Annotated in this window: 11 protein-coding genes; 3 read left to right on the forward strand and 8 right to left on the reverse strand. The window is 69.8% G+C overall.

What is annotated here, in order from left to right:
* The first annotated feature begins 12 nt into the window (after window positions 1-12).
* Window positions 13-1,335 (forward strand): hypothetical protein, encoded by a 1,323-nt coding sequence (locus AB0F44_RS27290; protein WP_357360081.1) that lies wholly within the window; start codon window positions 13-15, stop codon window positions 1,333-1,335.
* Window positions 1,332-2,225: an Abi-alpha family protein gene (locus AB0F44_RS27295; protein WP_357360083.1), complete on the forward strand. Its 894-nt coding sequence runs from the start codon at window positions 1,332-1,334 to the stop codon at window positions 2,223-2,225. Before AB0F44_RS27290 ends, AB0F44_RS27295 begins: the two co-directional genes overlap by 4 nt.
* A gap of 14 nt (window positions 2,226-2,239) precedes the next feature.
* On the opposite strand, the gene AB0F44_RS27300 is transcribed toward AB0F44_RS27295, so the two are convergent.
* Entirely contained in the window at window positions 2,240-2,539 is a 300-nt protein-coding gene (locus tag AB0F44_RS27300) for a hypothetical protein (protein ID WP_357360085.1), read from the reverse strand.
* A 1-nt stretch (window position 2,540) separates the two neighbouring features.
* A complete protein-coding gene (locus tag AB0F44_RS27305) occupies window positions 2,541-3,395 on the reverse strand; it encodes a DUF692 domain-containing protein (RefSeq protein ID WP_357360087.1) in 855 nt (284 codons plus the stop codon).
* Between the two features lie 134 nt (window positions 3,396-3,529).
* Here AB0F44_RS27305 and AB0F44_RS27310 point away from each other — a divergent pair, with 134 nt between their 5' ends.
* Window positions 3,530-5,803, forward strand: a complete 2,274-nt coding sequence (locus AB0F44_RS27310) for a transglycosylase domain-containing protein (protein WP_357360089.1) — start codon at window positions 3,530-3,532, stop codon at window positions 5,801-5,803.
* Window positions 5,804-5,900: 97 nt separating this feature from the next.
* Here the strand turns inward: AB0F44_RS27310 and AB0F44_RS27315 are convergent, their stop codons facing one another.
* The 6 genes from AB0F44_RS27315 to AB0F44_RS27340 all read right to left on the reverse strand — a co-directional run bounded on the left by AB0F44_RS27315 (window position 5,901) and on the right by AB0F44_RS27340 (window position 12,088).
* The gene (locus AB0F44_RS27315; RefSeq protein ID WP_357360090.1) at window positions 5,901-6,752 is read right to left on the reverse strand and encodes a GTP-binding protein LepA; all 852 of its coding nucleotides are present in this window, start codon (window positions 6,750-6,752) and stop codon (window positions 5,901-5,903) included.
* Window positions 6,753-6,952: 200 nt separating this feature from the next.
* Window positions 6,953-8,188 carry a lytic transglycosylase domain-containing protein gene (locus AB0F44_RS27320; protein WP_357360092.1) on the reverse strand — a complete coding sequence of 412 codons (1,236 nt, stop codon included), beginning with the start codon at window positions 8,186-8,188 and terminating at the stop codon, window positions 6,953-6,955.
* Window positions 8,189-8,302: 114 nt separating this feature from the next.
* Complete coding sequence (locus AB0F44_RS27325) at window positions 8,303-9,307, reverse strand: HAD family hydrolase (protein WP_357360094.1); 1,005 nt, start codon at window positions 9,305-9,307, stop codon at window positions 8,303-8,305.
* Window positions 9,308-9,332: 25 nt separating this feature from the next.
* Window positions 9,333-10,550, reverse strand: a complete 1,218-nt coding sequence (locus tag AB0F44_RS27330; RefSeq protein ID WP_357360096.1) for a helix-turn-helix domain-containing protein — start codon at window positions 10,548-10,550, stop codon at window positions 9,333-9,335.
* 180 nt (window positions 10,551-10,730) lie between these two features.
* Window positions 10,731-11,372: a hypothetical protein gene (locus AB0F44_RS27335; RefSeq protein WP_357360098.1), complete on the reverse strand. Its 642-nt coding sequence runs from the start codon at window positions 11,370-11,372 to the stop codon at window positions 10,731-10,733.
* Between the two features lie 80 nt (window positions 11,373-11,452).
* A complete protein-coding gene (locus AB0F44_RS27340; RefSeq protein WP_357360099.1) occupies window positions 11,453-12,088 on the reverse strand; it encodes a hypothetical protein in 636 nt (211 codons plus the stop codon).
* Window positions 12,089-12,332 lie beyond the last annotated feature (244 nt).

Below are 12,332 nucleotides of genomic sequence, written 5' to 3' on the forward strand. Positions count from 1 at the left end.
GAAGGAGCTCGGATGTCGCCGGAGTGGCAGGACTCGCTGGTCAGCTGGTTCGAGGACTGGGCTGCCCACGTCCACTGGCTCTCGCTGATCACCATCCCGATCTTCACCGGTGTGATCGGCTGGCTGATCAACTGGTCGGGCCTCTACATGCTCTTCTCCCCGCTCGCCTTCAAGGGGTTCCAGGTCCCTGGGCTGCGCGAGCTGACCAGGGTGCTGCCGCACAAGCTGCAGGAGGTCCCGGGCTTCGCCCAGGGTGGGATCGGCTGGCAGGGCATCATCCCCGCACGGGCCGCGAAGATGGGCTCGATCGCCGTCGACAAGGCGATCGCCAAGCTCGGCACGCCCAGCGATTTCTACCAGCAGCTCGGCCCCTCGGAGATCGCCACGCACATCGTGGAGACCTTCCGCCCGGAGGTTCCCGAGCTGGTCGAGCAGATCATGATGCGCGAGCACCCCCGGCTCTGGCGCGACCTGCCGCGGCCGGTCAAGGATGCGATCGCCGTCAGGGTTCAGGCACAGCTCCCCTCGATCGTGCACAAGGTCACCGACGACATCGGCGTACACATCGATCAGCTGCTCGACCCGAAGCTGATGGTCATCGACCACTTCCGCAAGAACCCCGCCCTGGTGGTCAGGATCTTCCGCGACTTCGGTCAGCGCGAGCTCAACCTGATGGTCGCCTTCGGCTTCATCTTCGGCTTCCTGCTCGGCATCCCGGTGGCGCTGGTCGACCAGACCTTCCACGTGTGGTGGCTGCTGCCGGTGCTCGGCGTGGTCGTCGGCTGGGTGACCAACCTGCTCGGCATGTGGCTGATCTTCGAGCCCGCCGAGCCGCGGCGCATCCTCGGCATCAAGGTGCAGGGCCTCTTCCCGCGCCGCCAGGAGCAGGCCGCGGAGGTCTACGCCGACATCATCGCCACCGACGTGATCACGCTCGAGCGCATCGGCGACTTCCTGCTCGACGGCCCCCGCGGCGACGCAACGCGCAAGCTTCTGATCAACGCGCTGATGCCCGCGGTGGACAGGGCGGCCGGGCCCTACCGAGGTGCGGTGCGGATAGCGCTCGGCTCGGAGCGGTTCGATCGGATCAGCACCTCGGTCGCCAACGAGGCCGCGGATCGTACGCTGGTGCCGTTCCGCGATCCCGGCTTCAGCCGTCACCAGGCGGACAAGATCCGTGACCTGGTCGCGCGGCGCACCAAGGAGCTTCCACCGGGCGACTTCGTGGACATGATGAGGTCAGCGATCAAGGAGGACGAATGGATGCTCTACGCCCACGGCGCGATCATGGGACTCGCGGGCGGCTTCCTTCACCTTCTAATCTTTCCGACATGAGTCTCCTGGGCAAGGTCATCCCGACCGCCTCCGCCGTGGCCGGCACCGCTCCCGGCCTGGCGAGGGTGGCGGCGGGTGCTGCCTGGCACACGGCCGGGTGGGGTCTGCGCACCTCCAGCCGCGCCGGCATCCGGGTCGCTCGGGCGATGGTCGACCAGGACGTACGCGCGGGGTTGGCGCGGGAGACGGCCGAGGCCGTGGGCATCGTCGCCGGCACCGCGGCCCGGATCATCCTGCCCAGCTCGAACCAGGTGATGGAGCTCTCCGACGCCGACTACGAGGCAGCCGGCCGCGATGTCGTGCTCGCCCGTACGCGAGAGGCCGAAGCGTCCGAGGACTCTCTGCCGGTGCTGCGCCGGCGAGGGGCCGAGCTGCTCGACCGGTCCCGCGACGTCTGGGCCGATGAGCAGGGGCACCCGGCGTACGCCCGGATCCTCGACGAGCTCGCGCCCGACGAGGCGCGGATGCTGCTCTACCTGCTCCAGGCCGGGCCGCAGCCCTCGGTGGACATTCGCACCGGTGGGCCGGCGGGCCTCGTCGGCAGCACCATGATCGCGCCCGGTCTCAACATGATCGCGGGGCGCAGCGGTGTGCGCTATCCGGACCGGGTGCCGGCCTATCTCAACAACCTGTTCCGGCTCGGGCTGGTGTGGTTCTCCAAGGAGCCGCTGCCCGACCCGCTGGAATACCAGGTCCTCGAGGCCCAGCCCGACGTGCTCGAGGCGCTGCACTCGGTGAAGTTCGCCAAGATCGTGCGGCGCTCGGTGCACCTGACGCCGTTCGGCGAGGCCTTCGGCCGCACCACGCTGGTCGACGAGGTCTCGGCCGAGTCCACCTTCCCGGAGCATCAGGCTCCGGTGACCGGCGGGGCCGATCTACCGAAGGCCTGACCGGGTCATCGGCGTCAGTTGCCGCCGCCTCCGCCGCCACATGACGCGCTGCTGCAGGAGGACGAGCTGTGGCCGTCGCCCGAGTGGCCGTCTCCGCCCTGGGCGCCGGACCACGAGCAGTCGAAGCTGGTGTCTGCGCCCCAGGTGACCCCGTCGTGCCCGCGGTGGATCGGGGCACCGTGCCGTCGCCTGCGCTGTTGGCGCCGCCGACTGTTGCGGTGCAGGCTGCTGTGGCCGAAGGCCATCGTCAGGACCACCGCGACGACGACCACCGCGATGATCCCCAGGAACACGAGTCCGATGAGCAGTTCCATGTCAGCTCCTCGACGCAGCCAGACCGACTGCTCTTGTCAGAGTCTCGAACTCCGGAGCGACCGTCTCCGGTGAGACGTCGCTGTCGCGCTCGAGCATGATGCCCGGCAGGTCTCGCCCGGCGTAGGCGTCGACCAGGGTCTCGAGGAGCGAGAGCACCGGCGGCGGCATGGGGTGGGCGTGGGTGTCGAGGTAGAGACCGTCGCGTTCGATGCCGCCGGCCACATGGACGTACGCAATTGCGTCGAGCGGGAAGCGTCGGAGCTCGGCCGCCGGGTCCGTGCCGCGGGCGGTCGCGGAGGCGTAGAGGTTGGCGACGTCGAGGACGATCCCTACGCCGGTGCGCTCGACGAGCTCGGTGAGGAATTCCGGCTCCGTATAGGTGTCCTCGGGCCAGGTGAAGAGGGCCGCTATGTTCTCCACGGCGAGCGGGACGGGGAGGGCCGACTGGGCGAGTCGGACGTTCTCGCACAGCACGTCCAGGGACTCCCGCGTGCGCGGTGGCGGCAGCAGATGCCCGGCTTCCAAGACGTCGCCGTGGAGGTCGGAAGGGGAGTCGGCGGCGCGTACGAAGGCGACGTGCTCGGACACGAACGGGCTGTCGAGCGCCTCGGCGAGCCCGGCCAGATGAGCCAGGCGCTCGGCAGACGGCTCGGACGCCCCGCCGAGGCCGAGCGTGACCCCGTGCATGACCACGGGCACGCCGAGCGAGGTCAGTGCCGGAGGAAGCCGTTCGACTGAGAGGTTCTCGGCGACGACCTCGGTGAACCCGAGACGGCCGGACGCGGCGTACGACATCAGGAGGTCGGCGATCGACGGACGCCAGGCCACCGCCGTCCCCTGGACCTGTCGCGTCATGGATCGAGTGTGGACTGGACGGTGATCGTCCGTCTCCCGAATTCCTTCCCCGGTCCGGTATTCTTGGCAACGTTTTCCCGTTGCTCAGTTTCCACCGCCGGTCCTGGCTCGAGGCCCGGGTAGGAGCCCCCATCTTGGCGCGCAAAGTCGTACGTTCCATGCCGTTTCACCGCGCCGCTATGCGGTTCGCGGCCTTCATCGGCGTCGCCGCGGTGACGGGGCTGGTCGTCTCCGGCATGGCGATCCCATTCATCCACCTGACCGGGGTCGCGGCCAAGTCGGGCGCCCAGGCGATCGACGATCTGCCCCTCGACATCGACATGGGCGAGCTGTCGCAGACGACCCGCATCCTGGATGTGCACGGCAAGGTCATCACGACCCTCTACGACCAGAACCGGTCCTACAAGGCGCTCGACCAGATCTCGCCCAACATGCCGAAGGCGCTGCTCGCGATCGAGGACAGCCGCTTCTACGAGCACGGCGCGATGGACCTCAAGGGCACGCTGCGAGCGCTGCTGCGCAACTCGGCCTCCGAGTCGGGTTCGGTGCAGGGCGGTTCGTCGATCACCCAGCAGCTGGTCAAGACGACTCTCGTCTACGGGGCCGACTCCGACGAGGAGCGCGCAGCCGCGACCGAGAAGTCCACGGCCCGCAAGATCCGCGAGCTCCGCTATGCGATCTGGCTCGAGGAGAACCACGACAAGGACTGGATCCTCGAGCGCTACCTCAACGCGGCCTACTTCGGTGACTCCGCCTACGGGGTGCAGGCGGCCGCGAAGCACTACTTCGGCGTCGACGCCGCCGACCTCACCTGGGGGCAGGCCTCGATGCTGGCCGGGATGGTGAAGAACCCGACCGGCTACGACCCGACCGACTACCCCGACGCCACGGTGGCGCGGCGCAACCTGGTGCTCGAGCGGCTGGCCCAGGTCGGCGACCTGCCGCGCGCCGACGCCGAGAAGCTCAAGGAGAGCGAGCTCGGACTCAACGTGCAGGACAGCCGCAACGGCTGCTTCGGCTCCTCGGCGGAGTTCTTCTGCGACTACGCGCTGCAGTGGCTGCTCGCCGACAAGTCGCTGGGGGAGACCGAGGCCGAGCGCTGGCGGCTGCTCCAGACCGGCGGCCTGACCATCCGGACGACCCTGGACGCGAGCTTCCAGAAGGCGGCACAGCGGTCGGTGAGCGGCCGCGTCTCGCCCACCGACAACGCCGTCGGCGCCCTGGCGATGGTCGAGCCCGGCACCGGCAACGTCAAGGCGCTCGCGCAGTCGCGGCCGATGGGGGAGAATCGGAGGAAGGGCGAGTCCTATCTCAACTACCTGGTGCCAAAGGAGTACGGCGACGCCAACGGCTTCCAGGCCGGCTCGACCTTCAAGGTCTTCGTCGGCGCCGCGGCGATCGAGAAGGGCTTCCCGCTCAGGCAGGAGATCCCGTCGCCGGCCAAGAGGACGTTCAACCAGGCGTCCTTCGCCAACTGCCCCGGCGAGGGCAACTTCAACCCGAATCCCTACCCGGTCGGCAACTCGACCACCTCGGGCAACAAGAACCTCTACACCGGCACCCGCGAGTCGGTGAACACCTTCTACGTCCGGCTCGAGCAGTTCACCGGCGTCTGCGCCCCCTACACGCTCGCCAAGAAGATGGGCATCAGCCTGACCAATCCCGCCCACGAGCGGGTGCCGTCCTTCACCCTCGGCCCGGTCGATGTCAGCCCGCTGGAGATGGCCGAGGCATACGCGACCTTCGGCGCCCGCGGCAAGCACTGCGACTCGCGGCCGGTGACCGAGATCGTCGGTCCTGACGGGAAGACGATGAAGGAGTACGCCTCCTCGTGCGAGCAGGTGATGCGTACCGGGACTGCGGATGCCATGAACGACATCCTCCGCGGCGTGCTGCAGCCGGGCGGGTTCGGGCAGCGGCTCGCGCTGAGCGTGCCGTCCGCTGGCAAGACCGGGACCACCAACAGCAACCGCGCGGTGTGGTTCAACGGCTACACGCCCAAGCTGGCGACCGCGTCGATGATCGCCGGAGCCAACTACGAGGGCAAGTGGGTCTCCCTCAACGGACAGCGCCTCCGCGGCGGGTACGTCGCCTCGGCGTCGGGCTCCACCGTCGCCGGCCCAATGTGGGCCGACGCGATGCGGGCGATCGACGGCAAGCTGGGCTCCGCTAACTTCGTACGTCCCGGAGCAAGTGTCATCAACGGCAAGGGCGTCAAGATCCCGAAGGTCGAGGGGCTCTCCGTCGCCCGGGCCACCGCCCGGCTCAAGGCGGCCGGGTTCAAGCCGGTCGTCGGCAAGCGGGTCACGTCGCGTTGGAAGGCGGGCACGGTCGTCGGGACGGTTCCCGGCAGCCGGGCGATCAAGGGCGCGACGGTCGAGATGCTCGTGTCGAAGTGGCGCGGGTGACGGGTGGATGTTCACCGAGGTAACTCGGTGGATGCCCGCTTCCTTCGTGGAGTTCCACGAAGGAGGTGACCGCTGACCGAGTTACCTCGGTGAGCATTCACGCGGCCGCGCGCGCTCGAGCCGCTTCGACGGCCTCGCGGAAGGCGCGGGTGACGTAGTCGGGGACGGGGAGGCCGCGGTCGCGGGCCCAGAGGAGCTCCTGCTCGACCCGGGCCACGTCGGCGGCGAGGTCGCGGCCCTCGTGGTCGACGCCGAGGGTCTCCATGACGTCGCCGAAGTCGGCGAGCTGGGTCACGTTGTTGACCCCGACCGGAGCGAAGGAGATCCGGCGCATGCGTCTGACCAGCCACTTCTGCCAGGCGGCCAGCGTGGCCCAGTGGGCGCGGGCGGAGAGCTGGTAGAAGGCGTAGTGGCCCGGCTCCTGGCGCTTGATCGGCGCGATGACGGTGTCGGCGACGGCGTGCTCGCCGGCCTCGATGACCCCGTCGTGGAGGAGGTTGTAGGCGATCACCGCGGAGCGCTCGGTGGCCATTCCGGTCAGGTAGTAGAGCATCCGGCAGACGTCCTGGAACGGCTCCAGGTGAGCCAGCAGGCCGAGCACCTTCAGCTTCAGGCCGACATGGTCCAGGTCGGTGGTCGCCGGCGGGCGCCCGAGGATCTGCTGGAGCCGGTCGAGGATCAGCCCGTGCTGGATCTCCTGCGGCTGCCACACCTCGGCATAGAACTGCTTGTCGACCTCGGGTGGGTTGGGGAGCATGGTCGAGATCTCGAGTACGTTGCGGTCGACCTCGAGTTCGACCCGCGCCATGTAGTCGAGCACATGGCCGAAGCGGGTGCCGAAGCCGACCGGGTCGTTCACGGTGAAGTCGACGGAGTCCATCGGGATCGGTGGGTGCTCTTCGCCGAGGCGCTCGACATGAGCAACGAGGCGGTCGGTATCGGTCGGCATCGAGGCGGCTCCCGGTGGGGTGTCTGCAGCGCCTCCAGTGTGCCCGCACTACGTGGGGTTGTAATGCGATTTAACGTAACCGAGGGGTGTTGGCCTCGACACGTTCGCGCTGCGGGCCGGCGGCTCGACCAGCGGGGGAGGGCGGTGGTCGAGACGGGCGCGGGCGGGCGTGCCGAGGCCAACACGTTCGGGTCCGAGTCTCAGGACGTGCTCGCGGACGCCTCGGTGCCGGCTGACTCGCCGGTCGATTCGCTGGCCGACTCGGTTGCGGTCGGGGTTTCGGTGGGGGTTTCGGTGGGGGTCTCGGTCGGTGTTTCCGTGGGTGTTTCCGTGGGTGTTTCGGTCGGCGTTTCGGTCGGAGTTTCCGTGGGAGTTTCCGTGGGCGTCTCGGTTGGTGTCTCCGTCGGGGACCCCGTGGGAGAGCCGGTCGGATCCGGGTTCGAGGTGGGCGACGGGACGACGGACCCGCCATCGCCGGGGGAGTCGGACGGCGACGGGGAGGAAGGCGTGGTCGAGCCACCGCTGGGCGTGGTGTCCTTCCCGCCCGAGGATGGACCACCCCGGGGCGGCTGGCCGCTGGGCGAAGCACCGGAGAGCGGCTCGAGATCAGAGGCGGAGGTGACCGGGATCTGCGCGGCAGGCAGGACGACGTCGGTCGGTGCCTCGAAGGTACCGAGCCGATAGCCGTTGGCGATCTGCAGGACCGCCGAGACGTACGCCTCGCTGTGGTTGTACCGCAGCACCGCCGAGCGCTGCCCGGCCTCGGTGGACAGGTCGGCGGAGCCGGAGCAGAGGTAGACCGCGGCGGCGAGCGCGGCGTCGTCGACGTCCTGCGGGTCGCGGTGCCCGTCGCCGTCGGCGTCGACCCCGACGTCGGACCAGGTCGACGGGATGAACTGCATCGGCCCGACCGCGCGGTCGTAGACGAGGTCGCGGTCGTAGGTGCCGCCATCGGTGTCGAGGATGCGGGCGGTGCCGGCGGCCCCGGTGAGAGGTACGCCGAAGATCCCCGGCGTCGCGACCCCGGAAGCAGACAGCGTGTTGCCCCCGGCCCGGCCGTGGTCGGACTCGACCCGCCCGATGGCGGCGATCAGCGACCAGTCGAGACGGCAGCCCGGGTCGGCGTCGGCCAGCACGGTCGCGGCCCGCTGGTAGGCGGAGAGCGCGGTCTCGGGGATGACTCCGGCGGCTGCCTTGGCGGCGAACCCGGCGGGCTTGGCCGCGAGGGTGGGACTGACCTTGGGGATGGGCTTGACCGCGGAGACGCTCACCGGCGGCAGCAGCTCCTGGGCCGGCACCTCGACCGGCGCCTGACGCACGCTGGCCGTCGCGTCGACGGGCCGGCCCTCCTGGATCGCGTGGATCGTCCAGGCGGCGGTGACGGCGGCGACGGGCAGCGCAGCCGCCTTGAACAGCAGACCGGGTCGTGGGGTCATCCTCGGTCACATCCTCGGGTCGGGCGGGGTGGGTCGATGTCACCGATCCAGCCATCATGTGAGCCCCGCCACAACGAGCTGAGCGCGATCCGGGCCGAGAATCCCTGAAACTACTCACGCACGTGACAAGTTTCCCGACCTCGCCACCGGGATCGCCCCGGCCACGGCCGCCGTCACCAGGCAGAGCAGCGCGAACCCGGCCGCCAGCCCGACCGACCCGGCGCCCAGGACCCCCAGCACCGCCCCGACCGCCGCCGGCACCAGCGCTACGGGCCCGGCCCAGCGACGACCCACGACCGCCCCACGCGCGAGCGAGATCAGCTCGGCGACGCGCCGGACGTCGAGATCCGTCAGCCGTACGCCGGAGCTCCCGCCCACGGCCAGGTCTGCCACCGCCTGCGCCTCGGCGTCCTCCGGACGAGAGCTCACGAAGGCGACCACCCGCCCCTGCTCATGCAGCTCGGCGACGAGCCGCTCGCGCTTCTCGGGGGCGATCTCGGAGTGCCACCGCTCGATCCCGCATGTCTCGGCCAAGTGCTCGGTCTCGCGGTCGGTGTCGTCGGAGACCAGCACCGGGGTCACTCCCGCCTCCGTCAGCCGTGACACCGACGCGCCCGCGTCCTCGCGCGGCTGGTCGCCGACCACGAGATAGCCCAGCGGCCGCCCGTCGAGCTCGACGCCGAGGACGGTGCCGCGGTCGGTGCGGTCGGCCATACCGACCCAGGACGGCCGCCCGACGCGTACGGGGTGCCGGTCCACCGACCCCCGCACCCCCGATCCGGGAACGACACCGAAGTCGGTCACCTTGCCCCGCGGCGAGAGCCGGGCGACCGCACGGGCGACCGGCCCTTCGGCCTCGTGCTCCAACGCCCCCGCGAACCAGCGCAGGTTGCGCAGATGGTCGGGGTCGAGCGGGTCGACCGTGGTCACCACGAGCCGCCCGGTGGTCACCGTCCCCCACCGGTCGAGCACCACCGTGTCGACCCGGGCAGCGACCGCCCACGAGGGCCGGGGCACCGACTCGATCCCGCGCCGGCGCCCGGCCCAGCCCGCGACGACCTGCGGGAACACCAACCCGAGGACGTACGCGGCGACAGCACCAGCCACGAGAACGATCACCTGCGACAGCATGAGCGGCTCCGGATCAGCCGGTCTGCTGCTGATAGCGGTCGAAGTCGCTCTGGTCTCCGGCGACCCACAGCGGCACGCTCGCCTTGAGCAGCAGCAGGAGCTGGGTGACGAACTCGGGGTCGCGCAGGGACTCCCCGAAGAGTTCGTTGATCCGCTTCCAGCGGTAGCGGATCGTCTGCGGGTGCACGCCGAGGACCGCCGCGATCGCCGGGGCGCTCTCCCGGGTCTCGAGCCAGACCAGCAGGGTCTCGGTGAGGATCTCGCGGGAGTTGGCCGACTCGGCCAGCAGCGGCTCGAGCAGCTCCTGGGCGAGCTGGCGGCGCATCACCGGCTCGGCGTGGAGCCAGATCTCGGTGCGGTAGGCGAGGCAGTTGATCACCGGTTTGGCCGGGATCACCCGCGCATTGACCAGCGCCAGCGCGCGGTTGGCCCAGCGCCAAGCGGCCGGGACGTCGGCCGGCGGCACCGGCCAGCAGATCGAGACCCGTGCCTTCGGTGCCGCCGCGCGGACCTCCTTGGTGACGGTGGTGGTTGCGCTGGGCGGGCAGATCACGACCTGTGTCGGCCGTCGGCGCCGGGTGAGGGCGACGTCCGACAGCGCGTCCGCGGAGATGTGCTCAGCGTCGCGCAGCTCGACCGCCATCACGGTCACCTTCTCGGGCAGCGCCCAGTCGCCCAGCGCCGCCTGCACCTCGATCTCGTCGGCGGAGGCCCCCGACAGCATCCGGTCGATCAGCCGCGCCCGAGCGACAGCGTTGTCCTGGTCCCGAGCCTCGGTGCCGGCCTCGAAGCCCTTGCTGACCTGCGAGGTCAGGTGCTCGACGTACGACGTCATCATCTCGTTGAGCGCGTTCAGGGCCGCGGCGGAGAGCTCGTTCTCGACCGCCCGGCGGCGCAGCTCGTCCCAGAGCTCGGTGGTCGCCATGTGGATGCCCTGGTCGACGATGGCCCGCTCCTGGCCCAGCGCGGCGACCTTGAAGCCGACCTTGCGGAAGTGGTCGTCGATCGCGAGGTAGGGCGCCGAACGGCCGAGCCCCAGGTCGATGAAGTGCGACATCGCGCCGTGCACGGCGGTGAAGATGAGCTCCTCGAAGCCCTCGGTCTCGGCCGGCAGTCCCTCGCGCAGGTGGCCGGTGATCTTGCGCGCGATCGGCCGCACCTCGCTCTCGAGGCTCTTCAGCATCCACACGGCGGAACCAGGAAGTCCGGGGGACTGATGGGTCTGCGTCATCTCGTGCTCCGTCGCACGTCAAACTCCTTCGTCCAACATGCCCGAGAAGGTATCGACCACCATGGCACGTCTTTGCCTGGCGTGCCCCCGAAATTCGGTACGTCTGTGCCGTTGGGTGGCCGGATGGGCAAAGCCCGCCGGGGGCCGTGCGGCCACCCGGCGGACTGGGGGAGGGAGAGCTCAGCCCTGGCGCGGATTGGTGAGGTTGAGCTCGATGGTGTTCCCGTCGCCGGGGACGAGGGCGTTGACCAGCCAGGTGTTGAGGCCGCAGTTCTGGAAGTCGCCGATCGAGTACGTCCCGGTGAGCCGCCCACCGGTGAAGACCCCGAACCGCTCACCCTCGGGAGTCGCCACGGGGATGGCCACCGGCTCGACGGTGCGGCAGAACGGGCCGGAGAAGGTCGGGAAGCCCACGACCTTGATGTTGGTGAGACGTACGTTGTAGTAGGAGGTGGCCTCGACATAGCTGCCGCCGCCCTCGGGATGGGGCTTGAGCGTGCCGGTGGTGGGGGCGGCCTCCTCGAAGCTGACGTCGGCGCTCATCGGGATGAACCCGGCCGCCTTGAACTCGGTGCTGGCGCCGGGAAGTGCGAGCGAGCCGGTGAACGCGCCGGTCGTGGTCTCCAGCGTGGTGTCCAGGACGGCCGGGCCGACCGGGATCTGCGACCCGGTCGAGGCGACGACCGTGGTGCCGTTGGCGTCGTAGAGGATGTCGAGCGGCGCGGCCTGGGCGGGTGCGGCCGTGGCGACGGCTAGAAGCGCGGTTGCTGCCGGGACGGCGAGCAGACCGAGCCGGCGCTTCATGAGTGTCGAGAGAGACATGACGGGGCTCCTTCGGGATGGTGAACATGTGCCACATGACGACGGTGCGCCCATCGGACGCACCGTCATCGATCGTTGATTCAGCTGAGGTTGATCGCGCCGTCAGGGGAGGTAATGGCGTAGGTTCCGGAGAAGCTGGCGGCCTCGCCGACGGTGATGGTGCCCAGGCAGTCTCCGGCGACGCTCGTGACCGTGAGGCTGCTATCAGCGCCGGTTTCAGCGATGACGAGCCTCTGGGTGCCCTCGTTGAAGCTCCCGTCCACGTTTCCGCCGACCGTGAAGTCGCACAGCCCGGTGCCGGACGAGTCGGCGACGTGGGCGCTGACACCGGTGATCTTGCCGGCGATCACGTCGGTCGAGCCCGCGGTGGCCGAGCCGGTCGGGTTGAGGGACCAGGAACCACTGTGAGTGACCGTGAGCGGGGTGCCGAACTGCTCGGTGCATCCGCTCCACCCTGTGGACGCGATGGTGGCGACCGTGGTCAGCCCGGTTCCGCTCTGCACGGTCCCGGATGCGCTGGCCGACGTGCAGCTCATCGTGTTCAGTGCGGTCGCGAAGTTGATCCCGCCCACCGAGGCTGCGGTGAACGGCCGGCTCCCGGCGGTCGAGCTCCCGCCGACGGAGACGGTGTACGGGGGCGCGGCGCTTGCCATCGCCGGGGTCGCAAGGGTGAGAGCGGCTGCCGCCGCGCCCACGAGAAGGATCTTCTTAGCCATCGAACGATGTCCCTTCGGATCAGAGGAGACCAGGTGTCCCCGCTTCGGCCATTCATCCCCGTGGCGGGGCCGGCTGTCGACGGCCAACGGCGTGAATGGGCGAAAACGGGCCCCAGGATGTCGCGTACACGACATCGCACCGGCCGCTCGACGCCGGAGTTGTCATGGCGATGACAAAATGTGCGGGCGCCTGAAGCGAACCCTCTGATCCTGGTTGCGGCGCGAACCCGGCGGGATCATGGTC

The sequence above is a fragment of the Nocardioides sp. NPDC023903 genome (genome assembly GCF_040639295.1).
Taxonomy (GTDB): Bacteria; Actinomycetota; Actinomycetes; order Propionibacteriales; family Nocardioidaceae; genus Nocardioides.

Excerpts from the sequence above, each read along its gene's own strand:
- AB0F44_RS27335 (WP_357360098.1), bottom strand. The coding sequence starts at position 11,372 with ATGTCTCTCTCGACACTCATGAAGCGCCGGCTCGGTCTGCTCGCCGTC.
- AB0F44_RS27305 (WP_357360087.1), bottom strand. The coding sequence starts at position 3,395 with ATGACGCGACAGGTCCAGGGGACGGCGGTGGCCTGGCGTCCGTCGATC.
- AB0F44_RS27330 (WP_357360096.1), bottom strand. The coding sequence starts at position 10,550 with ATGACGCAGACCCATCAGTCCCCCGGACTTCCTGGTTCCGCCGTGTGG.
- AB0F44_RS27295 (WP_357360083.1), top strand. The coding sequence starts at position 1,332 with ATGAGTCTCCTGGGCAAGGTCATCCCGACCGCCTCCGCCGTGGCCGGC.
- AB0F44_RS27290 (WP_357360081.1), top strand. The coding sequence starts at position 13 with ATGTCGCCGGAGTGGCAGGACTCGCTGGTCAGCTGGTTCGAGGACTGG.
- AB0F44_RS27315 (WP_357360090.1), bottom strand. The coding sequence starts at position 6,752 with ATGCCGACCGATACCGACCGCCTCGTTGCTCATGTCGAGCGCCTCGGC.
- AB0F44_RS27320 (WP_357360092.1), bottom strand. The coding sequence starts at position 8,188 with ATGACCCCACGACCCGGTCTGCTGTTCAAGGCGGCTGCGCTGCCCGTC.
- AB0F44_RS27300 (WP_357360085.1), bottom strand. The coding sequence starts at position 2,539 with ATGGAACTGCTCATCGGACTCGTGTTCCTGGGGATCATCGCGGTGGTC.
- AB0F44_RS27340 (WP_357360099.1), bottom strand. The coding sequence starts at position 12,088 with ATGGCTAAGAAGATCCTTCTCGTGGGCGCGGCGGCAGCCGCTCTCACC.